The following is a 24,839-nucleotide window of genomic DNA, read 5'->3' as shown; positions in this document are numbered from 1 at the left end:
AATTTACTATTGACAAAATTTAATATCTATGACAAAATTAGTTTTAATGTCGGTACTGATCCTGATTGGACTTGCCTCCTGCAATACGGAAAATGAGTTCCCAGATTATAAATATCAAACAGTATATTTCGCTTATCAGTATCCAGTAAGAACAATCACTTTAGGGGAAGACACTTACGTAAATACTGATTTGGACAATGCTTATAAATGTCAGATTTATGCTTCTATCGGTGGCGTTTACGAAAGTAGAAAAGACGTATCTATTAAAGTTGCGGTTGATAACTCTTTGTTAAAGAATGGTTTACGCTTTGGTACAGGCAAGGATGAAATATTGCCGATGCCTACCAATTATTATTCTTTAGCTTCTGACAAGATTATTATTCCTAAAGGTACTTTGGCAGGTGGAGTAGATGTACAGTTGACAGATGCGTTTTTTGCTGACCCAAAATCAATTAAAAATACGTATGTCATTCCATTAACGATGACAAGTGTTACCGATGCCGATTCAATACTTTATGGCAAGCACTTTATTTTGTATGCTATCAAATATGTAAATCCATGGCACGGGAATTACCTCAGACGTGGAAAGGATGTTGTAACGGGTACAGTGAATCAAACGCTGGTTCGTCATGCACAATATGTTGAAAAAGATGAAGTAAACAAACTGACAACCAAGTCGTTGAGCGAATTAGAATTCCCTGTGGTTTTCAAAGACAAGGACAATAAAAATGTCAATGTAACCCTTGCTTTAAAGTTTGAAGCTGACGGAAAATGTAGCATCACTTCAACTACAAGTGGTTTTACGGCTACGGGCAGCGGTGTTTTTGTGAAAAAAGGCGAGAAAAATAGCTGGGGAAACAAAGACCGAGACGCACTGTATTTAAAGTATAATGTGAATCTTGGAGGAATGCAAGTAAGCACTACCGACACACTGGTAATGCGTGACCGTACCGTGACGATGGAAACCTTTTCGCCAGTAGCGAAGTAATGATTAGTTTAACTCGAATAGTTATCTTATGAATAAATTATATAAAATGGCACTTGGGTTGTCTGCTATTTTGGCAACTTCGTGTAGCACGTATGAGCCGCTGGAATATGGCGTACTCAAACCTGAAAGTATTGCTCTTCAGGAAGATATAGATGCTTATCCAGCATTGAAGTCTTATATCAATCGCAGGACTTACCCTAATTTTAAATTTGGAGTAGCTCTTTCGCTTTCAGAATACGTCAATAAAGGCGTAATGTATCGACTTGCCAATAAAAACTTTGATGAAATAGTCTTAGGCTATGAAATGAAGCACGGAGCTGTCGTACAAGCCAATGGAAATTTAGCCCTTGATAACGTTAGTAAATTACTGGAAACAGCCAAAGAAAATAATGTTACCGTGTATGGACATACTTTGTGCTGGCACGCCAATCAAAATGCGAATTACCTCAAAAGTTTGATTGCCCCCGATATTCTTTCATCAACTGGGCCGGGGTGGGATTTAATCACTGCGGCAGATTTTGAAAGTGATGCAACCAGTAATTTTCAAACTAATGCCAATGCCGTAACCTCTTACACGGCAGTAGGAGAGGGGGCTAACGGTGTTGGAAGGGCCTTGAAAATTAACAATGCAAGTGTTCGTGCCAATGATTGGGAGTCTCAATTTTTCTTAAAATTTTCCCCCGCCGCTGTTGTAGGAGAAAAATACATTCTTAAAATGGACGTGAAGGCAGATGTTTCTGCATCGTATCCAACCCAAGCACACGTAACGCCGGGAGCATATAAGCACTGGGATTTTTTCGGAACTATTTCGGCTACTCCAACTTGGACTACCTATACCAAGGAAATTACGGTTACCTCAGATATGGCTACCTGCGGTACAATTGCATTTAATCTTGGTAAAAATGCCACAAATTATTATTTCGATAATATCACTTTAACCAAGTACAATGCCACAGGAAGTGTACAAACTAAGGAAAAAACACCTGAGTTAAAGAAGACACTCATTACCAATGCTTTAGATAAGTGGATGGCTGGAATGTTGAATGTAAGTAAACCTTATGTAAAAGCATGGGACGTCGTAAATGAACCTATGGACGATGGCAAACCTTATGAGCTTAAAACGGGCGTAGGCAGAATTTTGGCAGGAGATGAATTTTACTGGCAAGATTACATGGGGAAAGACTACGCCGTAACGGCCTTTCAGTTGGCACGAAAGTATGGAAATGCCAATGATATTCTTTTTATCAACGATTATAACCTTGAATACAACCTTGATAAATGCCGTGGAATCATTGCTTATGTAAACTATATCGAAAGTAAAGGAGCAAAAGTAGATGGTATCGGCACACAGATGCACATTGATATTAAGTCGGATAAAGGTAAAATTGCAGAAATGTTTAAACTGTTGGCGGCAACTGGAAAATTAATTAAAATTTCAGAATTGGACATTGGTCTTGCTGGCGTAAAAACAGCAGGTGCTACACAGGATTTATACAAAGAGCAAGCAGAAATGTATAAGTATGTGATTGACAAGTATTTTGAGCTTATTCCTGCTAACCAAAGATACGGCATTACGCTGTGGAGTCCGCTGGATAGTCCTGCCAATTCAAGTTGGAGAGCAGACGAACCTGTTGGATTATGGACAAGACAGTACGTAAGAAAAATGGCGTACTCCTATGTAGCAGAAGCGATGAAAGCCAATAGTAAGTAATATTTTTGGAGAAATCCTGCAATCCCCCACGTCCTGCGATGATGGGGGATTTACTTCGATAAAAGGATTGAGCATTGCCATGTTTCAGCATCAAGGTTTTTTAGAAAAAATTTGAAGGCTATTGTCAATTTGTTCAGAAGTATAATCGGTTTGGAGAAAAGAATGAAGCTGATTTTGAATGCCAAACTAATAGTCGTTAGGTTAAAGTCTATGAAAATGAAAAAACTGTACCTTTTTTTTATCTCTTTTTTATTAGTTCAAGCTACGTTTGGGCAGCAAAAGGAATATAAGTTCATCAATTTTAGTAGTAAAGACGGACTAAGTTCTAATGCAATTAATGCCATCGTAAAAGATTGCAATGGCTTTATGTGGTTTGGAACAGAAGACGGACTTAATAGATTTGATGGACAAAATTTTGTTACGTACCACCACAAAGATACCGATAGTACCAGTATTGGCAGAGGGCCAGTAACTGCTATCACACAAGATAATAAAGGAAGTATATGGTTGGCAACTAATTTTACTTTGTCATTTTACAATCTGAATTTAGATTCTTTCATCAATTACGACTTTACAAAGTTTGGCTGGATTATCAGTTTATGTGCCGACCATGCAGGAAAAATTTGGGTAGGAACGTACTCAGGTTTATTTGTTTTCGACCCTGTTACTAAAAAAGTAAAAGCATTTAAAGCAAATCCAAACAAAAGATTTAGTTTAAATTCAAATACCGTTCTCTGTACTTTCGAAGACAGTCATCATCGTATTTGGGTTGGAACAGACAATGGTTTACACCTCTATAATCCTCAGAAAGAACAATTTACCCGTTTTCTGAAAGACCCCAATCGCCCTGATGTCATCCCTTTTAATCAGATTAATAGCATTGCCGAAGACAAAAACGGTAAGCTTTGGATAGGGACAAACATAGGAGGACTTTACGTAATGGATGTAGCAAAGGGGACTTTCCTTAGCTATAAATCGGATGCAAATGACATCAATACACTTTCGAGTAATCATATTTATAAAGTAGTGTTTGATAAAGCTGGGCAACTTTGGGTTGGTTCTGAAGGAAGTATTGATATTTTTAACCCACAAACGGGCAAAGCAACCAGAGTAAAAAGTTCGCTGTTGGAGCAAAGCGGTTTTGTGCCAAGTACCAGTGGGCGTTCGGTGAGGGATATTTATATCGATGATGCAGGAATTTATTGGTTGGCGGTTTACCAAGGAGGCGTAAATAAGTATGACACCAATTTGGCGTTTTTCAACCATAAAAAATATAATTCTTATGACCCCAACGGTCTAACAGGCAGTTCCGTGATGGCATTCGCCGAAAGCCCTTCTGGCGATATATTTATCGGAACAGAAGGTACAGGTTTGAATGTATTTAATCGCAAAACGGGACAAATCAAACCATTTCGTTTCAAAGAACAAAAGGTAAATGCTGCTTCTGTACTTGCTTTGGAGGCTTCTGGAGGAACACTTTGGATTGGTACTTATCAAGCGGGTTTATACACAGTGAATATGAAAACTGGGGCATCGAAGTACTATCATATTCCTAAAAGCGAAACAGATGCTACTGACTTGCCCGTAAATTGTTTTAAAACAGATTCAGAAGGAAAAATATGGATTGGAACTAACGGAAATGGCGTTTATCGCTATGATCCGCTAACTAATACAATGGCATCTGGAGAAAAGGTTTTTCAATTGATAACAGGGCAAAAATTTCCACTGAATGGCTTTATCACAAGTATTGAACAGGATAAATCGGGTAATTTTTGGATTGGTTCAAATGGTACAGGTATCGCTCTGTATAATCCCACTCAAAAACGTTTTAAAGTATTTAATCATGGAAATAGTGGATTGCCGATAGATAAAATACAGAATATTTTTTGCGACCATGTAGGCAGAATCTGGATTGGTTCTTTGGGTGGCGGACTGTGTTTGTATCAACCCAAGACAAATTCTTTTGAACGATTTGATGAAAGTTATTCCTTATCAAACAATGTGATTTCTAAAATTTTAGAAGATGAAAACGGCAAAATATGGATAAGTACTAATAAAGGAATCAGTTCTTTCGACCCTCAGAAAAAAGTATTTAGAAATTTTACCCATTACAACGGAGTACAACAGAGCACTTTTAATATTGGAGCTGGTCTGATAACCTCAGACAAAACTTTGTTTTTTGGCGGATTAGACGGCTTTAATTATTTTAAATCAGCCAATATTTTTCAGAAAAAAAATATTCCACCTTTAGTAATTACCAGTCTGAAAATCAACAACAAACAAGTAAATGCTTCTGAAAATTCAGAAATAACTGAACATATTTCCAAAGCAAAAGAAATGGTTTTGAGCTACAAGCAGAATTTTTCTTTAGACTTTATCGCCTTGAATTATACAGTACCACACGAAAACAGATACACTTACAAATTAGAAGGATTTGATAAAGAATGGAATCAAGCAGGAACATTAAATACTGCTGTTTATACCAATCTGGACCCGGGCGAATATACCTTTAGATTGAAAGCGTACAGTGAAGACGGTTCGTGGCAAACGCCCGAAAAGGTGATTAATATTATTGTAAAACCACCTTTTTGGCGTACTTATTATGCTTATTTCTTTTACCTTTTACTTATTGTTGGAGCAGTTTGGGCTATTAGAAGAAGTTCTATCCAAAAATTGAAAAATGAATTTGCCCGAACGCAAGAACGTTTGGAAATGAAGCATTTAATTGAAAAAGAAAGACACGATGCCGAACAAAAAATGGAACTTGAAAAAATAAAAATCAAGTTCTTAACCAATTTGAGTCACGAGTTGAAGACGCCTTTAACTTTGGTATTGAACCCTATCGAAAACCTGATGTTTCAGGAAAATAGTACTGAAAAATTAGAAATGCTCAATTTAATCAGTAGAAATGCCAAAAGGCTTTTGAATTTAGTGAATCAATTACTTGATTTCAGAAGAATTGAAGCGAACGAATTGAATTTGCACAAAACCGAAGGAGATTTAATAGATTTTACCCAAGAAATCGTAGATTCATTCAAATACATTGCCGTAAGAAAAAATATCAATTTACATTTTGTAAGTGCTTATAGTAATTATGTAACTACTTTCGATAAAGATAAATTAGAGCGAATCTTGATTAATTTACTTTCCAATGCCATCAAATTTACAAATGATGGCGGTAACGTAAGTTTTCAGATTACTGGCGATGGCGAAAATGGCATAAAATTGATTCTGCGTGATACTGGAATTGGTTTGCCGAGCGATATGACGGATAAAATTTTTGAAAGATTTTTCCAGATAAATAATCACGCAGATATATTGAACCAAGGCAGTGGCATAGGCTTGTCGATTGCCCAAGAATTTGTAAAACTGCATGGAGGAACGATAAAAGTAGAGAGTGAAGAAGGCGTTGGAAGTGCTTTTATTATCTCTTTGCCACTTTTGCCGATAGCTTTTCAGCAAACTTCGCCGCAAATCATTGCAAAAGAAGAATCTGCACCTATCGAGAGTTTTGCCAAAAACGAACCTCCCAAAATGGAAATGCCAGTAGTATTGATTGTAGATGATGACGACGATTTACGAGCCTACTTAGTAGAAAGTTTGAAAACTAAATACAAAATTATCGAAGCTTCAGACGGCAGACAGGGATGGCAAAAAGCGTTGGCTTGTCATCCACAAGTAATTATTAGTGACGTAAATATGCCCGGTGTTGATGGCATTGAGATGGTTCGGAAAATTAAAAACGATAACCGAACCAAGCATATTCCTGTGATTATGTTGACAGTTTTGTCGGAAGAAACAGACCAACTAAAAGGTTTGGAATCGGGAGCAAGCGATTATTTGACCAAGCCTTTCAGTTTTCATTTACTCAGTATCAAGATTGAAAATCTACTGAGTTTGAATAGTTTATTAAAAAATACTTATACCAAACATATACAAGTAGAAATACCCGAAACAGAGGTTGTTTCAGAAGACGAGAAATTTTTGTTGAAGTTTTCTCGCTACGTAGAAGAACACATCGAAAGTCCTAATCTTTCGATTGAAGAACTGAGCAAAGCAATGTTTGTGAGTAGAGGTACTTTGTATGTGAAAGTTTTGAGCTTCACAGGCGAAACACCCGTAGAGTATGTAAGGTCATTGAAATTGAAAAAAGCATTGTCTTTATTACAGAAAAATGACATGAAAATTTCACAAATCGCTTATGCGGTGGGCTTTTCAAACCCGAACTATTTTGCACGAGCCTTTAAAGCAAAATACAATGTTTCGCCATCAGAGTACGTGGCACTCAACAAGAATGTTGCGGTTTAATATCAGCAAATTATCCATTATTTCCTCCAAAAAGCTGAATACTTAACTCAAGCAATTGGGCTAAGTGTTCAGCAAATTTTCTGAAAATATCAATAAACAAGCTTCTTTTTGTAATATTATTTATATTAATCAGACAATTTTTTATTCACTGAACATTTGGGAAGCATATTTGATAATTTGTGCTATTCAATTTTTGAAGCATTTACTTACTTTACAACATTAAAATAACGCTTATAGAAGCAGTTTAATAGACAAACAAAAAGCATGAATTATTATAGAATTTCAAGAGCGATGTATCGCACAGTTTTTATAAGTGTCTTATCTCTTAACTTATCTTTTGCTCAGAAAACACCTGTTTCGCTAAAGTCGGTTTATCATGATGATTTCTTGATGGGAACAGCTTTGGGCGTAGAGCATATTTTGGAAAAGAACGAAAAAGCGAATCAATTAATCAAGCGTGAATTTAATGCTATCACTCCTGAGAATATTATGAAATCTCAGATTATTCACCCAGCACCCAACCGTTATAATTTCACACTTGCCGATAAATATGTAGAGTACGGACAAAAAAACCAAATGTACATAGTTGGGCATACCTTGGTTTGGCATTCGCAATTACCGTCTTTTGTTTTCAGAATGAAAAATGCCGATTCTGTACGTATATTTATGACCGAACATATCAACACCGTAGCAGGGCGTTATGCAGGTAAAATCAACAGTTGGGATGTCGTAAACGAGGCATTGAATGAAGATGGTACACTTCGCAAATCTGTTTTCTTGAATACCTTGGGTGAAGGCTATATCAAAGAAGCGTTCGATTTAGCCGCCCAAGCCGACCCAAAAGCGGCTTTGTATTATAATGACTACAATATTGAACAACCTGCCAAACGCAAAGGAGCAATTGAACTTATCAAAAAATTGCAAGCAAGCGGAACAAAAATTGACGGCGTTGGCATTCAAGGACACTGGAGTATTAAAACCCTCAATTTGAAAGAAATCGAAGAGTCAATCATTGAGTTTTCAAAATTAGGAATCAAAATAGCTTTTACGGAATTAGACCTTACGGTATTACCTAACCCTTGGGATTTAAAAGGTGCGGATGTGAACCAACGCTTTGCCGAAAGTCCTGAAATGAACCCATACAAAGATTCTTTGCCCGATTCGGTGCAAACCGCTTTGGCCGACCGTTACACAGACCTCTTTAAACTTTTCTTGAAACATAAAGACAAAATCAGTAGAGTAACTTTTTGGGGCGTGGATGATAGCCATTCATGGCTAAACGGGTTCCCAATTCGGAACAGAACCAATTACCCTTTGTTGTTCGATAGAGCTTTAGAACCTAAAAAAGCTTACCAAGCAGTACTGAATTTAAAAGCCGCCAAATGATGAGTAAAGATAAAAAAGGATAGAAACTAAGTGTTTTAGAGGAAATTAGCATAATTCTTAGCTAAAGTTGAGAATTTACAATAAATGCTAATACTTAAAACAATCTCAAAATATTTATGAAACGATTTTACATAGTCTTGTTACTCTTTTTGGCGAATGGCGGTTTTTCACAAGAAAGACAAAAATTGACCTTGTGGTACAAACAACCAGCAGGCAATACTTGGGAAAATGCTTTGCCTATCGGGAACGGTTTTTTAGGGGCAATGGTCTATGGCAATGTTGAAAAGGAAACGATTCAACTCAACGAACATACTGTTTGGAGTGGTAGCCCTAACCGCAACGATAACCCCGATGCCTTGGCGGCTTTGCCGATAGTTAGAAAATTGATTTTTGAAGGAAAATACAAAGAAGCCGAAAAGCTGACCAACCAGTCGATTGTCACCAAAAAATCGCATGGACAAATGTTTCAGCCTGTGGGTAATTTGCATTTAACTTTTGAAGGACACCAACAGTTTAGCAATTATCGCCGTGAATTGGATATTGAAAAAGCCGTAACTACAACTACTTATGCAGTAGGAGGCGTGACTTACACCCGTGAAGCCTTTGTTTCTTTTCCAGATAGAGTAATTGTAGTACGACTAACAGCCGACAAAGCTAATAGTCTTTCATTTTCAGCCACTTACTCTTCGCCTCATGCCAAGAAAAGCATTGCTGTTACGCCCAATAAAGAACTTACTTTGGCTGCTACAACCGCAGACCACGAAGGCGTAAAAGGCTTGGTCAGGCTCAAAGGAATCGCAAAAATCAAAATTGAGGGTGGCAACATGAGTACCACTGATACTTCGGTTGTGGTGAAAAATGCCAATACTGCCACTATTTTTATTTCAATTGCCACCAATTTCAACAAATATGATGATATAAGTGGCGATGAAAACAAAAGAGCTTCGGAATATTTGAATAAAGCTTTTCCAAAAGCTTATCCAGTTATTTTAAAAGGACATATCGCTGCTTATCAGCGGTATTTTAATCGAGTAAAATTGGATTTGGGTACAACGGATGCCGTAAAATTGCCAACCGACGAGCGATTGAAAAATTTTAACAAAAGCTATGACCCACATTTTGTTACGTTGTATTATCAGTATGGAAGGTATTTGTTGATTTCATCTTCACAACCGGGCGGACAACCTGCCAATTTACAAGGGATATGGAACAATAAATTACGACCAGCTTGGGACAGCAAATACACCATCAATATCAATACTGAAATGAATTATTGGCCTGCCGAAAAAACCAATCTTTCAGCATTGCACGAACCATTACTTAAATTGATAAAAGAATTGTCGGAAACAGGCAAAGAAACCGCCAAAGTGATGTACGGGGCTAAGGGTTGGATGGCTCATCATAATACCGATATTTGGCGAATCAACGGCCCAGTTGACGGGGCATTTTGGGGCGTTTGGAATGCAGGCGGTGGCTGGCTGAGTCAGCACCTTTGGGAACATTATTTGTACAATGGCGACAAAAAATACTTAGCTTCGGTGTATCCCATTTTGAAAGGAGCAGCAACTTTTTATGTTGATTTTTTGGTAGAACATCCCAAATATCACTGGTTGGTGGTAGCTCCTGCCAACTCGCCAGAAAACGCTCCTGCCGCACATGAAGGTTCTTCCATAGACGCAGGCACAACGATGGATAACCAAATTGTGTATGATGTATTCAGCTCAACTATCAGAGCCGCCGAAGTGCTTGGCAGTGACCTTGCTTTTGTGGATTCCCTCAAACAAATACGCAGTAAGTTAGCTCCCATGCACATCGGCAAGCACAATCAGTTGCAAGAATGGCTCGACGACGTGGACGACCCCAACGACCACCATCGCCATATTTCACATTTGTATGGCTTGTTTCCTTCTAATCAAATATCAGCTTACCGCACGCCAGAATTATTTGCGGCTGCCAAAAATACCTTGCTTCAACGCAGTGATGTTTCGACAGGCTGGAGTATGGGCTGGAAAGTAAACTGGTGGGCAAAAATGCAAGATGGAAATCATGCCTATAAATTGATTCAAAATCAGCTTACGCCATTGGGAATAAATGCCGATGGAGGCGGAACGTACAACAATTTGTTCGATGCTCATCCGCCATTCCAAATTGATGGCAATTTCGGTTGTACTTCGGGTATTACCGAAATGCTGATGCAAAGTGCCGAAGATGCCATACATCTTTTGCCAGCGTTACCCGATGTTTGGACAGCAGGCTCTATCCGTGGACTTCGTGCCAAAGGCGGTTTTGAAATTGTAGCAATGGAGTGGAAAGATGCCAAGCTGGTTAAACTGGTCGTCAAATCTAATTTAGGCGGAAACCTTCGTTTGCGATTGCCCAACAAATTGCAATTAAGTACAGGAGTAACTTTAGCAAAAGCCCAAGGTAAAAATACCAATCCATTTTATCAATTAGAAGAAATACCCAAACCCATCATTTCCGAAAAATCAACTATCCAACCACTTGAATTAAAGGAAACCTTCCTTTTTGACGTAGCTACTCAAAAAGGTAAAGTTTATACTTTTTCAGTAAAATAAATTTTAGCATAGACATTTTATAAACATGAAAATAAAAGCATTCTTTTTAGTACTTACTTATTTGTTTACAGTTGGTGTTTCAAACGCACAGAAAACTACTTTGCAAAACCCTGTTCTGACGGGTTTTTATCCTGACCCAAGTGTGGTAAAAGTTGGAGCAGATTATTATTCTGTTCATTCTACTTTCTCCTACTTCCCGGGTTTGCCCATCATGCACAGCCGTGATTTGAAAAATTGGAAACAAATTGGGAATGTCATCAACCGTCCCTCACAAATGGATTTTATGGGCGAGCGTATGAGTCGTGGACTTTTTGCCCCTGCCATTGCTTACTACAAAGGCATTTACTATGTTACTTGTACCGATATTGACCACGACGGTAACTTTGTAGTTACCGCCACCAACCCTGCGGGGCCTTATAGTAATCCCGTAAAATTGCCACAAGTTAGAGGCATCGACCCCTCTATTTATTTCGACGAAGCCACCGATAAAGCCTACATCGTTTATAACAGTGAAGCTCCTGATAATAAGCCTCTTTACGCTGGTCATCGTACTGTGCAAATGTATGAGTTTGATTACAAAAACTTGAAAACAATTGGCGAGAAAAAGCAATTGATAAACGGCGGCGTGGACATTACCAAAAAGCCTGTTTGGATAGAAGGCCCGCACGTTATGAAACGCAACGATTGGTATATTTTGTATTGTGCCGAAGGCGGAACTTCGGTCAATCACTCACAAGTAGCCTTGCGTAGCAAAGATATTTGGGGGCCTTATATACCCTTTGAAGGAAATCCAGTATTAACGCAAAGAGAGTTACCAGCCGACCGCCCAAATCCGATTACTTCGGCAGGACACGCTCAATTTATCGAAGGCCCTGACGGAAATTGGTACTCTATTTTCTTAGCAGTTCGCCCTTATGAAGGCGATTATTATAATACAGGTCGTGAAATGTTTATTGCTCCGCTCACTTGGGTAAACGATTGGCCCATTATTGAACACGGCGAAAAAACCATCGAATACAAGTACGAAACCAATATCAAAGAAGTAAAACAAAAAGGTGCTTTGCCTCAAAGTGGCAATTTTTCCTATACAATGAAATTTGATAAAGGACTTGACCTTTCGATGATGCACTTACGCACGGTAGATAGTATTTCGTTTAAGACTTCTAAAAAAGGATTGATATTAAAATTGAAACCTGAAACCATTTCAGAACTTGGCAATCCATCTTTTGTAGCCAAACGCCAGCAACATACAAACAGTACTGCCGAAACTGAGCTTATTTTTTCTCCAAAATCTGAAAAAGAAAAAGCTGGCTTAGTGATTTATCAAGACGAAAGTCATTATTACTTTTTGGCAAAATCTATCAAAGATGGTAAAACACAAGTAGAATTATATAAAAGTGTTCACCGCAAAAAAGACGTAGAGTTAATCAATACGCTACCTGTTGGCAATGGAAAGCTAATTTTACGCATAACCAATAATGCGGATAAATGCCATTTTGCCATTTCAGAAAATGGCAAAGATTTTAAGACTTTGGCTGAAAATCAAGACGGTAAGCACTTATCTACCAAAGTTTCAGGTGGTTTTATTGGTAGTGTTTTTGCGATGTATGCTACCTCAAATGGCGAAAAGTCTGACAATAATGCCACGTTCAAATACCTAAAATACAAAGGGAATGACCCGATATTAAAATAAATAAAACTATTTAACTGACTGAAAATGAATATCATGAATCGCTCTAAAACAATTATTTTTCTTGTAGGATTATCCATGTTTGCGGCTTCATTATTATTCTAAAAATAGTATGTTACTTACCCGATAAGTGATTAAAAATATGAACAAAACAGCATGGTAAAGAAACTTTTATTCCTGCTTATACTGAGTCAAAATGTATTTGCACAGGTAAAGCAAGCCCAAAATCCCATCATTTTTGCCGACGTGCCAGATATGTCGATGATTCGTGTGGGCGATACGTATTATATGAGTAGCACCACCATGCACATGAGTCCGGGCGTGCCGATTATGAGCTCGAAAGACTTGGTAAATTGGAAACTCGAAAGCTATTGTTATGATAGATTGGTAGAAAACGATGCCATGAATCTTACGAATGGGCAAAGTACTTACGGTCGAGGTTCGTGGGCGAGTTGTATCCGCTATCATAATGGCGAATTTATGGTCAGTACTTTTGCCGCTACATCGGGTAAAACGCATATTTATACTTCCAAAAATATAAAAGGTCCATGGAAAGAAAAGACCTTTGCCCCTGCTTACCACGACCATAGCATTTTCTTTGATGACGATGGTAAAACCTACCTCATTTATGGGGCAGGGAAACTCAAAATTTTGGAATTAAAGCCAGATTTGAGTGGGAAAATGGAAGGCACAGAAGAAAAAACTTTGATTGAAAATGCTTCAGCCGCCGCCAATGCCCCCATTATGTTACCAGCCGAAGGTTCACAGCTTTTCAAGCATAATGGCAAATATTACTTGTTCAATATCTGTTGGCCACGTGGCGGTATGAGAACGGTACTTATTCACCGTGCCGACAAAATCACGGGTCCTTGGGAAGGAAAAATTGGTTTACAAGATTTGGGCGTTGCTCAGGGTGGTTTGATTGATACGCCTGATGGAAAATGGTATTCTTATCTTTTCCGTGACTACGGTGCGGTAGGACGTATTCCTTATTTTGTGCCTGTAAAATGGGAGGATGGTTGGCCTGTTTTAGGTGAAAATGGCAAAGTTCCTGAAAAATTAGACCTTCCTGCCAACAAAAGTTTGATTCCAAGCATCGTCGCTTCCGATGAATTTAACCGCAAAAAAGGCGAAAAGCCTTTGCCTTTGGTCTGGCAATGGAACCATAATCCCGATAACTCGCTTTGGTCTGTTACTGAAAGAAAAGGCTTTTTAAGATTAAAAACAGGCCGTCTTGATTCAGCATTTTTGAGTGCCAGAAATACACTTACCCAACGTACCATTGGCCCTGTTTGTTCGGGTATTACTTCGCTTGATGTGGCAAATTTGAAAGAAGGAGATTTTGCAGGACTGAGTGTTTTACAAAAAAATTATGGCTTGGTTGGCGTAAAAGTCAGCAAGGGACAAAAGGCTATTGTGATGATTAATGCAGGTTCTGGCAAAGCCATCGAAAGTCCAAACGTACCCCTTACGCAGGAAAAAGTCTATTTTAAAATTGATTGTAATTTCAAAGAAAGAGCAGATACCGCCCATTTTTATTACAGTCTTGATGGCAAATCTTGGACAGCCATCGGCGAGCCTTTGAAAATGACTTATACCTTACCCCACTTTATGGGCTATCGTTTTGGATTATTTAATTATGCCACACAACAAACGGGGGGCTTTGTAGATATTGATTGGTTTAGAATAAAGTAAGCTAACATGAAAAAACAACAGTATATTTTACTTGTGTTTGGGCTATTGTTTCATACAACAGCATTCGCACAAGCAGATAAATCTTTTTATCAAACAGTAAAAACTTACGTCAACCCTGTGTTACCAGGCGACCACCCCGACCCCACTTTGTTGAAAGTGGGCGATGACTTTTACCATTGTGGTTCGAGTTTTCATTTTACGCCTTATATGCCCATTTATCATTCCAAAGACTTGGTGCATTGGAAAGAAATCAGCCGTGTATTGCCCCCACAAAAGGCTACTTGGGTTACAGACCGCCCATCGGCTGGTACTTGGCAGGGAGCAATTACCTATTTTTATGGTTCTTATTGGATTTATTTTTCGGCAAACGGACAATGGTTTAGTAAAGCAGATTCGCCAACTGGCCCTTGGTCTGAGCCTGTTCAAGTGAAATCTAATCCTAAAACTGGGCCTTTGGGTTATGACAATTCGATTTTTGTGGACGATGACGGAAAGCCTTATATGGTGATTAAAAATGGACAAAAAACCAATCGTTTACAAGAATTAGGAAAAGATGGTCAGCTTACTTCTTCGGTAATTGACCTTGATTGGATAAACGCCAAATTGCAGTATAGCTGGGCAGAAGGCCCCGTGATGTGCAAACGCAATGGCTATTATTATTACTTCCCTGCTGGCGATGTGTCAGGTGGACAGTACGTACTCAGAGGCAAAGAATTAACAAGCGATTCAACTAAGTGGGAACGACTTGGCGAATTTTTCAAGCCTATTACCGACCCAAAAGTTGGTTTCCGTCGCCCAAATCATATTGCTGCTCCAGTTCAATTAGCCGACGGCACTTGGTGGACAATCGGGCAGAGTTATGAAAGATATGAAGGTGATGATTGGTCGGGCTTGGGTCGTCAAACTTCCTTGTATCCAGTCATTTGGGAAGGCGACCGCCCTTGGGGCATGGCACCCACGACGCAGCCTATCGAAATGCCCAATCTACCAAAATCTGGCACGGCTTGGCGAAGCGTTGCGTCTGATGATTTTGAAGCGGATGTACTTTCTTTGAATTGGCATTTTTTACGAAAAAAACACGCTGATTTATACAATCTCACCACGCACAAAGGTTGGCTTCGACTTTCACCAGATAGCCTCAGAACCAGTATTGTACAAAAAGAAACTGACCATTATTACTCGGCTTTGACGAAAGTTGACATAAGTGCTTTAGAATCAACCCATAAAGCAGGTATTTATCTGAGTAATGGCAACCAAACAGTATTTGCTCGTTTGTATAGCGGTTTTGAGGATGGACAAAAAATCTTCTTCCAATTTGACAAAACTTCTTATAATATCCCAAATACTTTTGGAAATGTAGTTTGGTTGAAAGTGACCCGAAAACAACATAACCTTACAGCTTTTGCGAGTGCCAATGGTAAAGTTTGGACACAAATTGGTGAAAGTATTAGCCTTATAAATCTTGATAAAACACAACCCAATTACAATTCGTGGGTGGGTACAAGCTTGGGGTTATTTACCGAAGGCAAACCAGCCGATTTTGACTTTTTCATTTGTAAAGATGGTTTTTCAACACTTCCTGCGGTTGGATTTAGTAATTATTATGGCGTAGAAAAAACAGCCGAAGAAGCCCTTACCAACGATTCAGAAAATGGTGGTTGGTTCATGATTTCAGGCGTTGATTTAGATGGGAAAAACCAAAAAGCGAAAGCCATAGCAATAGAACTTTCGGCTACAAGTAGTGGTAAACTTGAAATTTGGTTAGACGACCTCACCACTGGTAAACTCATAGCGACTGTACCTTTTTCGAGTACAAATGGCATGACCAACTGGAAAGTTTTTAGCAAAAGTATCAAAGCCATCAAAGGACAACACGATGTTTTTGTGAGATTTCCTAAAGTAAGCAGTAAGTCTATTGCAGTGAAGTCATTGAAATTCAAGTGATAAGACTAATTTTCTTACAGTGCCATTTGATTTATACTTAATCTTAAAACCATTTTTATACAAAAATGAAAAAGAAGCTCTTTGTACTTGCCCTTTTTATCAGTAGCTATGCAGGGAATGCACAGCAGATTATTCCTTTGTATGAAGGTGCTGTCCCCAATGCCAAAGCAAATAATATCAGCGAAACGGGGGCCGACAAAGGACTGTATAAAGATGTAACCGTACCGACGTTGGAATACATAAAACCCGAAAAACCAAACGGTACTTCGGTGATTGTAATTGCTGGTGGTGGTTATGGTGTAATTGTTTACAATGGCGAGGGCTTGAGTACCGCCAAAGCATTGGTAGAAAAAGGAATTTCGGCATTTGTACTAAAATACAGGTTGCCCAGCGACGAAATAATGGTGGATAAAAAAATAGGTTCATTGCAAGATGCTCAACAAGCCATCAAATTGCTTCGTGAAAATGCCGATAAATTTGGAATTGATAAAAACAAAATAGGCATTATGGGCTTTTCGGCAGGAGGACACTTGGCAAGTACCGCCGCTACGCATTTCGAGAAATCCTATATCGAAAATCCTCATAACACCAGCTTACGACCTGATTTTCAGATTTTGGTTTATCCCGTTATTACCATGAAAGACGGACTTACGCACGGCGGTTCACGTGATAATTTGATTGGCAAAAACCCTACCGCTACCGACATCGAAACTTTTTCAAACGAATTACAAATCAAAGCCAATACGCCACCCGCTTACCTGACTCACGCAGCCGATGATAAACTGGTGGATGTGGACAATAGTATTTCCTATTTTGAAAATTTACGAAAAAACAAAGTTGAGGTCGAAATGCACATTTATCCCAAAGGCGACCACGGATTTATTTTCAGACATAAAGGCTGGATGGAACCTCTTTTTGATTGGTTGAAACGGAACAATTGGTTGTAAAATCCAATATTTATCAATCGTATTTTAATCTAACGTTAACCTTAAAACAATGAAAATCAAAATTTTATCAGTCTTATTCGGCACAGTTATTTCCTGTGGTGTTTCCTTTGCTCAGGCACAGCAAAGTACTATTATTGAGGACTTTAAACCCTCTCCGCTCAACCAGCCACAACAAGAATATCCGATGGTCAATTCCCAAGGATATGCTCGTTTCAAAATTATAGCACCTGCTGCTGATAGCGTTCGGGTAAGTTTGGGACTTGGTGGCAGAGGTGGCACAAAATTAGAAAAAGCCAGTGACGGCAGTTGGATGGGAACAACCGAAGGCCCAATGGACGAAGGTTTTCACTATTATAATGTAAAAATCGACGGAGGAAAATTCAATGACCCCGGTGCTATGAATTATTACGGCTCAATTCGTTGGGAAAGTGGTATCGAAATTCCTGCCCATGATCAAGATTTTTATGCCCTCAAAAACGTACCGCATGGTCATGTACAGCAAGTGTTGTTTCCATCGCCAAGCACCAATACTTCTCGCAGAGCCTTTGTTTACACGCCGCCCGGCTATGAATTGGGTAAAGACAAGTACCCTGTTTTGTATTTACAACACGGCTGGGGCGAAGACGAAACCGCTTGGATGAACCAAGGTCACGCCAATTTAATCATGGATAACCTGATTGCCGAAGGTAAAATCAAGCCTTTTATTATCGTAAATACCTATGGCATGACCAACGAAGTAAAATTTGGCAAAATCAGAGAATTTAAAATCGAACCATTCCAAACGGTTTTGATAGATGAATTGATACCTTACGTGGATGCTCATTTCAGAACCATTGCCAAACAAACACACCGTGCGATGGCTGGACTAAGTATGGGCGGTATGGAAACAAAAACCATTACCTTAAACAAGCCAGAAGTATTTTCGTATTATGCACTTTTGAGTGGCGGTACTTATGCTCCAACCGACATTAAAGATAAATCAAAAGTAAAACTTATCTTCTTGAGTTGCGGTAGCAGAGAAAGACCAGAAGGTGTGAACAATGCGGTGACAGCTTTAAAAGAAGCTAATTTTAATGCCGTTTCATATATTTCTGAAAAAACGGGACACGAGTTTCAAACATGGCGTAGAAGTTTACGGGAATTAGCACCACTATTATTCAAATAATGCTCTGATGAAAAAACTGTATTTTTTACTGATAATCAATTTATTAGCCACAAGTTTCAAAAGTTTTTCACAAGATAAAAACTTTTATATTTTCTTGAGCTTCGGGCAGTCGAACATGGAAGGAAACGCTAAATTTGAACCTCAAGATACCGTCAATGTCGATAGTCGTTTTCAAGTTTTAGAAGCCGTCGATTGTCCAAATTTAGGTCGAAAAAAAGGCAATTGGTACACGGCTATTCCTCCTTTATGTCGCTGTCGTACTGGACTTACGCCTGTGGATTATTTTGGAAGAGCCATGCTTGCCAATCTTCCTGCCAATGTAAGAATTGGGGTAATTAATGTAGCGGTGGGCGGTTGTAAAATTGAACTTTTCGACAAAGACAACTATGAGTCTTACGTGGCTACTACGCCCAATTGGCTCAAAAATATGGTGAAAGAATACGATGGCAATCCGTATGGACGATTGGTAGAAATGGCGAAACTGGCACAAAAAGATGGCGTAATCAAAGGCATTTTGTTGCATCAAGGCGAGTCGAATACCAATGATACTTTATGGACAAAAAAAGTGAAAGTAGTATATGATAATTTACTCAAAGACCTTCATTTAAAAGCTAAAAAAGTACCTTTGATAGCTGGCGAAACCGTCAATGCCGACCAAGGAGGCATTTGTGCAAGCATGAATAAAATCATTGCTACGCTTCCCCAAACTATCAAAAATGCTCATGTCGTTTCGTCAAGTGGCTGTACAGATGCCGCCGATAATCTTCATTTTGATGCGGCAGGCTATCGAGAGCTGGGCAAACGCTATGCCGATAAAATGCTTTCGGTGATGAATAAATAGGCAGATGAGTTTTGAATTTAATCATGTAATGAAAAGATAATGAAAAAAAACAACAGCATACAACAAGTGTCTTTGCTACTACTTTTCTTGGTTTTAGTAATGCCACTTGTTGTCATTGGGCAAAGTAAAGTAAACACAAAGCTTGCTCCGAAGTATCATAATTTGTTCTTGGAAGCAGGTTATAGTCAGAAAGAAATTGATGCCAAAGTTGCCAAAGCCTATTATGATGTTTTTGAAGGACCCAATCGGGTATATTTTGCTGTTGGCGATACAATGGCTTATGTATCAGACGTAAAAAATCATGATGCTCGTACCGAAGGACTTTCGTATGGAATGATGATTGCCGTTCAATTGGATAAAAAAGAGGTTTTTGATAAAATTTGGCGTTGGTCAAAAAAATACCTTCAACACCAAAGCGGCCCACGTGAAGGCTATTTTGCATGGAGTATCAACCCCGAAACCATGAAGAAAAATTCAGAAGGTTCGGCTTCCGATGGTGAATTGTATTATGTTACCAGTCTGCTATTTGCTTCTAACAAATGGGGAAATAATACGGGTATCAATTACTACAACGAAGCCCGCAGAATATTGGATGCGATGTGGAAAAAAGATGGTACAGGCAATATTTACAATCTTATCAATACAGAACATAAGCAAATTACCTTTGTGCCAGAGGGAAATAACTATAACTGGACAGACCCTTCGTATCACTTACCTGCTTTTTATGAAGTATGGGCTTTATATGCCAAAGACGGACACGAAGCTTTTTATAAAGAATGTGCCGATACTTCCCGTGTTTTCTTACACAGGGCTTGCCATCCCGTAACTGGGCTCAACTCAGATTATACAGAATTTAGTGGAGCTCCTCACCCAACTCGCTGGATGCCGCCGGGCTTTCGCTATGATTCATGGCGTGTACCGATGAATATTGCTATGGATTATACTTGGTTTGGCAAAGACAAAACTTGGCAAGAAGATTACGCCAAAAGATTTCAAAATTTCCTTCGTTCAAAAGGGATGGATACTTATGACGACCAATTTAATTTAGACGGCACAAAACCTGAGTTTATTTTGCAGGCAGGAAGTGTCCCAAAACTTAGACATTCTATCGGTTTGGTGGCTACGGCAGCCACAGCTTCGCTTGTGAACAAAGATAAAAGTAAGGTCGATTTTGTAAAAGCCGTTTGGAATGCCAAATTAGAACCTTACGAAGATGGCTATTTCGACCCATATTACGACGGATTGATGTACCTATTCAGTTTGATGCACCTCAGCGGTAAGTATCAAATTATTCAGCCGAAGTAAAAATTTCATACATTTTTACTGAATGTAAACTGAAATTATTTCTTGTACTCCAAAAATTCACCTGATTAGCTTTGGCATTGAGTTGCTTAAAAGACCTAATCAGGTGATTTCTAATGAATAACAATTAGTTTTCTTTAATTTATTAAAGAAAAAGTTGTTAATATTATATATTATATTTAATTTTACTCCCATCTAAATCTCTCCGAGATTAGTCTCTCTCTGGTCTTCTTTTGTTTTTAAATGTGTTATAGTGACACAAGCTTGTTATGTAGGTATCCATACATAGGAATCATTTGTTAGTTTTTTTTAAATCGTTTATCGTGAAAGTTCGTAGTTAATCAGTTTTTATATTTTTTTGTACTAAGTGTTCTATTGTGTTATACTAAATTGCTAAAAGATATTGCTTATGATAAAAAAAGAAAGATTCATGAACTAATGGAATCGTTACCTTTAATGATTTTATAATTACTGTTATCGCTGTTAAATCAATAGCAATAAATTTTCCAGAGAGAGCCAAATTTATTGATGGCTGTTTTAACAGAGACTATTTCTAAATGGTTTTGTATTGTGTAATTGTGAAAACCTAATCCATAAAACAAACATTAAACAATGTTAGCCAATCATTTCCTCAAAATTATTGGACTACCCTTTTTTGCCTGTTCAGAATGATTTTAATTAATTGAAAATGAAGAATTTGCCAGAGAGAGTTCATTCGTTTTCGATATAGTGTTCTATGGTGTTATAGAAAAACGAATAAAAAATTATCATTGCCTATGGTAAAATAGACTATTAAGCATTATCAAAAGGATTTCTTTCGAGAACATCCATCCATTTTTGATACAAAGTATCTCTTCTATGAAAAAACAAAATGAAAGTAACCAGAGAGACTCAATTTAATTTCATAGAAGAGACTTTAGTATTAATTCCATCAATTGCCCAATCTTATATGCTTAAAGAATAATACCGTAAATAACACATATTAAGTACTTTATGGTCTTGAATAGCTCCAATCGGAAATATTCAAGGGGTGGATTCCTTTGTCTTTAAAACAAGCAGGAGGATGAAAGGAATATTTATTTCCCAAACCTAAGATTAGTCTTTTGCTATACAGATGAGTGCTAAAGGTTGCAGATGTTTTCCGTCTAAATTTCAATCTATTCTTAATCTCAAATCATGTATTATGAAAAAACAAATCTTGTTTCTCTTAGGGTTTTTACTTTGCTGTTCATTTGCAAAAGCCCAAAAAAATATTTCAGGGAAAGTCTCAGGCGATGACGGCAACCCAATACCGGGCGTGAGTGTAAGGGTAAAAAACTCACAAGTAGGAGTTAGCACAGATGCCAGTGGAAGTTTTAATCTAAAAGCTTCAGCCGACGATGTTCTTATATTTAGTTCGGTTGGTTATGTAAGCCAAGAAATAAAAGTAGGAAACCGCAGTGCCATCAACGTAATACTTGCTACAAATATAAGTGCTTTAGAGGAAGTTGTTGTCGTGGGCTATGGGACTCAGAAGAGATCTTCGGTAACAGCGGCAGTGGCATCGGTTGGTCCGAAGGAGCTGAATGCCCTTCCAGTACCAAGTATTGAAGGTGCTTTACAAGGACGTGTATCAGGTGTACAAGTAACCAACAACGGTTCGCCAGGGGTTGCTCCAGTCGTAAGAATCCGTGGGGTAGGTTCTATCAATTATGCCGCCAACCCTTTGTATGTGGTTGATGGTTACCCAGTTGGCAGTTTGAACGATATAGACATGAAAGATGTAGAATCGTTAGAAGTACTCAAAGATGCCAGTGCGGCAGCTATTTATGGTTCAAGAGCCGCAAACGGTGTTGTCTTAATCACTACTAAAAAAGGAACAAAAGATAATAAGTTACACGTAAACGTAGAAACTTATTTTGCGACACAAAGTCCTTGGAAAAAATTAACACCACTCAATACGCAACAATACTTACAATATGGTAAAGCTCTATTATCTGCTGCGGGTGCAGCCTTTCCTGACCGTTGGAGTCAGATGAACAATGAAACTTATCCTGGTTCAGGGGTTACTTTTGCTAATACCAATACCGATTGGCAAGATTATTTATACCGAACAGCAGGGGTTTCAAATAGTTCAGTTAACATTACAGGTGGAAATGCCACTTCTCGTTTCCTTACTTCATTTAGCTATTTCAAGCAAGATGGTATTTATGTAGGAACGAATTATGAAAGAGGTAATCTTCGTCTTAACTCAGACCACAGTATTGGTAAGCATTTTACTATTGGGCAAACACTCATGGTTTCTATGGGAAGTAGATTAGACGAAGGCGTAGGTGGTGGTCGTACCGCTTTAGCCAACGTAATTAAAAGTTTACCTTACACGCCTGTATATAACCCAACGGAAATCGGAGGATATTTTGGTACAACCAACGCCGATGGCTCTGACCCTGTGAACCCTTTGATTCCTGCGGTATTGATTAGAAGCCAAAACCGTAATACAAGAGTACTAAGCTCAATTTTTGCTGAAATTAAGTTTACAGATTATTTAAAATATAAATTCTCGGTAGGCTTAGACTACAATAACACAAGAAGTTTAAGTCGCACGCCAATTTATACGGCTGGACAAATGAGTAGTCCATTCAATAGTATTTCCGACACAAGAGGGGAATTTATCGGTACGCTTTATACCAACCAACTTTCGTTTGATAAAACGTTTAAAAAACATTCTGTCAATGCGATTGTTGTGGCTGAACAGCAATTTGGTACAGGAGAAAGTATCACAGCTTCCGGTAATTATACTACCAATACTTTTAGCATTATTACGCCTAACGTAACAAGTCCAGCCGTGGGTGGGGGTAAAAGCGAAACAACGATTTTGTCGTACTTAGCACGTGTCAACTACGATTATGCAGGAAAGTACTTGTTAAGTGCTTCTATTCGTAGAGATGGTTCTTCTTTGTTTGCTCCAGGTAAAAAATGGGGAACATTCCCAGCGGCTTCGATTGGTTGGAGAATCAGCGAAGAGGCATTTATGAAAGATATTCCTGCTATTAATGAATTGAAAGTAAGAGCAAGTTATGGTTTGGTAGGTAATACAAGTGGTTTACCAAATTATGCTTGGCAGTCATTAGTAGGAGCAGCAACGAACTATGTTTTTGCGAATGGTGCAACGCCAGGTTTATCAACGAATCAACTTGGTAATACTGAATTAGGTTGGGAAACAACTAAAATGGCAGATATTGGGCTTGATTTAGGTTTATTCAAAAATAAAATTACTGTATCAGCCGATTATTACAGCCGTGAAACTTCTGAAAACAGTTTGATTCTTGCCAGACCTTTGGCTTCTTCTTTGGGTTATTCAAACAATACCATTGCCAATTTTGGTGGAATGAAAAACACAGGTTTAGATTTACAAATCAACTACAATCATAATGCGGGAGATTTTAAATGGAGAATTGGCGGTAATTTAGGCGTTGTTCGCAATACAGTAACTTCTTTGGAAGCACCAATTTTTGCAGGTGGTCATGCCGAAACAGGAGCAAGTGTTACCAAAACAGAAGTGGGTATGCCTGTTCAGTACCTTTATGGTTATGTGGTTGACAAAATTTACCAAACGCAAGCCGAAATTGATGCAGATGACGCTTTAGCTAAAAGTAAAAAATGGGATAGTTACCAAGGAGGAAAAGCTGCTCCGGGTGATATTCGTTTCAAAGATTTGAACAGCGATGGCAAAATTGATGATGCTGACCGTACCATGATTGGAAACACGCTTCCAGACTTTACTTATGGTGTCAATTTCGATTTCAACTACAAAAACTTTGACTTTACGCTATTTCTACAAGGCGTACAAGGAAATGATATTTATAATAACCTAAAAACGCAGACACAAGGAATGGTTCGTTTATTTGGGGCTACCACAGACGTATTGAATGCTTGGACTCCACAAAATACGAATACGAATATTCCAAGAGCTATCAGTGGCGACCCTAACGGAAACACCACTCGTCCGTCTGACAGATGGGTTGAAAAAGGCTCGTTTATGCGTGTGAAAAACATCAGTTTAGGCTACAATGTACCTTCAAGCATTTTGAAATCATTTGCAAGAGGAACACTTACGAAAGTAAGAGTATATGTATCGGCTCAAAACTTATTGACTATCACCAAATATTCGGGTTATGACCCTGAGATTGGTTCTCGTGATAACGCTCAATTGGTTTATGGTATCGACAACGGACAGTATCCGCAAGCTCGTACTTTGATGGCTGGTCTTCAATTAGGTTTTTAATATTTATCCCTTAATTTTTTTT

The 24,839-nt window shown here is 38.5% G+C and carries 13 protein-coding genes; all 13 read left to right on the top strand.

Annotated elements, in window-relative coordinates:
- The first annotated feature begins 28 nt into the window (after positions 1-28).
- The 13 genes from VB248_RS21115 to VB248_RS21055 all read left to right on the top strand — a co-directional run bounded on the left by VB248_RS21115 (position 29) and on the right by VB248_RS21055 (position 24,817).
- Positions 29-988, top strand: coding sequence for a DUF5627 domain-containing protein (locus tag VB248_RS21115; protein WP_323298823.1), 960 nt, complete (start codon positions 29-31; stop codon positions 986-988).
- 28 nt (positions 989-1,016) lie between these two features.
- Positions 1,017-2,699 carry an endo-1,4-beta-xylanase gene (locus VB248_RS21110; RefSeq protein WP_323298822.1) on the top strand — a complete coding sequence of 561 codons (1,683 nt, stop codon included), beginning with the start codon at positions 1,017-1,019 and terminating at the stop codon, positions 2,697-2,699.
- 216 nt (positions 2,700-2,915) lie between these two features.
- The gene (locus VB248_RS21105) at positions 2,916-7,007 is read left to right on the top strand and encodes a hybrid sensor histidine kinase/response regulator transcription factor (RefSeq protein WP_323298821.1); all 4,092 of its coding nucleotides are present in this window, start codon (positions 2,916-2,918) and stop codon (positions 7,005-7,007) included.
- Between the two features lie 264 nt (positions 7,008-7,271).
- Complete coding sequence (locus VB248_RS21100) at positions 7,272-8,393, top strand: endo-1,4-beta-xylanase (protein ID WP_323298820.1); 1,122 nt, start codon at positions 7,272-7,274, stop codon at positions 8,391-8,393.
- Between the two features lie 116 nt (positions 8,394-8,509).
- On the top strand, positions 8,510-10,969 hold the full coding sequence (locus VB248_RS21095) for a glycoside hydrolase family 95 protein (RefSeq protein ID WP_323298819.1): 2,460 nt from the start codon (positions 8,510-8,512) through the stop codon (positions 10,967-10,969).
- Positions 10,970-10,994: 25 nt separating this feature from the next.
- Positions 10,995-12,662, top strand: a complete 1,668-nt coding sequence (locus VB248_RS21090; protein ID WP_323298818.1) for a glycoside hydrolase family 43 protein — start codon at positions 10,995-10,997, stop codon at positions 12,660-12,662.
- Positions 12,663-12,815: 153 nt separating this feature from the next.
- Positions 12,816-14,354, top strand: coding sequence for a glycoside hydrolase family 43 protein (locus VB248_RS21085; protein ID WP_323298817.1), 1,539 nt, complete (start codon positions 12,816-12,818; stop codon positions 14,352-14,354).
- A gap of 6 nt (positions 14,355-14,360) precedes the next feature.
- A complete protein-coding gene (locus VB248_RS21080) occupies positions 14,361-16,298 on the top strand; it encodes a family 43 glycosylhydrolase (RefSeq protein WP_323298816.1) in 1,938 nt (645 codons plus the stop codon).
- Positions 16,299-16,363: 65 nt separating this feature from the next.
- On the top strand, positions 16,364-17,245 hold the full coding sequence (locus VB248_RS21075) for an alpha/beta hydrolase (RefSeq protein WP_323298815.1): 882 nt from the start codon (positions 16,364-16,366) through the stop codon (positions 17,243-17,245).
- A 49-nt stretch (positions 17,246-17,294) separates the two neighbouring features.
- Complete coding sequence (locus VB248_RS21070) at positions 17,295-18,410, top strand: alpha/beta hydrolase-fold protein (RefSeq protein ID WP_323298814.1); 1,116 nt, start codon at positions 17,295-17,297, stop codon at positions 18,408-18,410.
- Between the two features lie 7 nt (positions 18,411-18,417).
- Positions 18,418-19,251 carry a sialate O-acetylesterase gene (locus tag VB248_RS21065; protein ID WP_323298813.1) on the top strand — a complete coding sequence of 278 codons (834 nt, stop codon included), beginning with the start codon at positions 18,418-18,420 and terminating at the stop codon, positions 19,249-19,251.
- Positions 19,252-19,290: 39 nt separating this feature from the next.
- Complete coding sequence (locus tag VB248_RS21060) at positions 19,291-20,556, top strand: glycosyl hydrolase family 8 (RefSeq protein ID WP_323298812.1); 1,266 nt, start codon at positions 19,291-19,293, stop codon at positions 20,554-20,556.
- 1,180 nt (positions 20,557-21,736) lie between these two features.
- Positions 21,737-24,817 carry a SusC/RagA family TonB-linked outer membrane protein gene (locus VB248_RS21055; RefSeq protein WP_323298811.1) on the top strand — a complete coding sequence of 1,027 codons (3,081 nt, stop codon included), beginning with the start codon at positions 21,737-21,739 and terminating at the stop codon, positions 24,815-24,817.
- Positions 24,818-24,839 lie beyond the last annotated feature (22 nt).

This window comes from Arcicella rigui (assembly GCF_034929435.1).
GTDB lineage: Bacteria > Bacteroidota > Bacteroidia > Cytophagales > Spirosomataceae > Arcicella > Arcicella rigui.
This window is presented reverse-complemented; position numbering and strand designations above follow the sequence as displayed.

What these genes read in the sequence shown, in the direction of transcription:
- VB248_RS21115 (WP_323298823.1), top strand. Translation starts at nt 29, where the DNA reads ATGACAAAATTAGTTTTAATGTCGGTACTGATCCTGATTGGACTTGCC.
- VB248_RS21110 (WP_323298822.1), top strand. Translation starts at nt 1,017, where the DNA reads ATGAATAAATTATATAAAATGGCACTTGGGTTGTCTGCTATTTTGGCA.
- VB248_RS21105 (WP_323298821.1), top strand. Translation starts at nt 2,916, where the DNA reads ATGAAAAAACTGTACCTTTTTTTTATCTCTTTTTTATTAGTTCAAGCT.
- VB248_RS21100 (WP_323298820.1), top strand. Translation starts at nt 7,272, where the DNA reads ATGAATTATTATAGAATTTCAAGAGCGATGTATCGCACAGTTTTTATA.
- VB248_RS21095 (WP_323298819.1), top strand. Translation starts at nt 8,510, where the DNA reads ATGAAACGATTTTACATAGTCTTGTTACTCTTTTTGGCGAATGGCGGT.
- VB248_RS21090 (WP_323298818.1), top strand. Translation starts at nt 10,995, where the DNA reads ATGAAAATAAAAGCATTCTTTTTAGTACTTACTTATTTGTTTACAGTT.
- VB248_RS21085 (WP_323298817.1), top strand. Translation starts at nt 12,816, where the DNA reads ATGGTAAAGAAACTTTTATTCCTGCTTATACTGAGTCAAAATGTATTT.
- VB248_RS21080 (WP_323298816.1), top strand. Translation starts at nt 14,361, where the DNA reads ATGAAAAAACAACAGTATATTTTACTTGTGTTTGGGCTATTGTTTCAT.
- VB248_RS21075 (WP_323298815.1), top strand. Translation starts at nt 16,364, where the DNA reads ATGAAAAAGAAGCTCTTTGTACTTGCCCTTTTTATCAGTAGCTATGCA.
- VB248_RS21070 (WP_323298814.1), top strand. Translation starts at nt 17,295, where the DNA reads ATGAAAATCAAAATTTTATCAGTCTTATTCGGCACAGTTATTTCCTGT.
- VB248_RS21065 (WP_323298813.1), top strand. Translation starts at nt 18,418, where the DNA reads ATGAAAAAACTGTATTTTTTACTGATAATCAATTTATTAGCCACAAGT.
- VB248_RS21060 (WP_323298812.1), top strand. Translation starts at nt 19,291, where the DNA reads ATGAAAAAAAACAACAGCATACAACAAGTGTCTTTGCTACTACTTTTC.
- VB248_RS21055 (WP_323298811.1), top strand. Translation starts at nt 21,737, where the DNA reads ATGAAAAAACAAATCTTGTTTCTCTTAGGGTTTTTACTTTGCTGTTCA.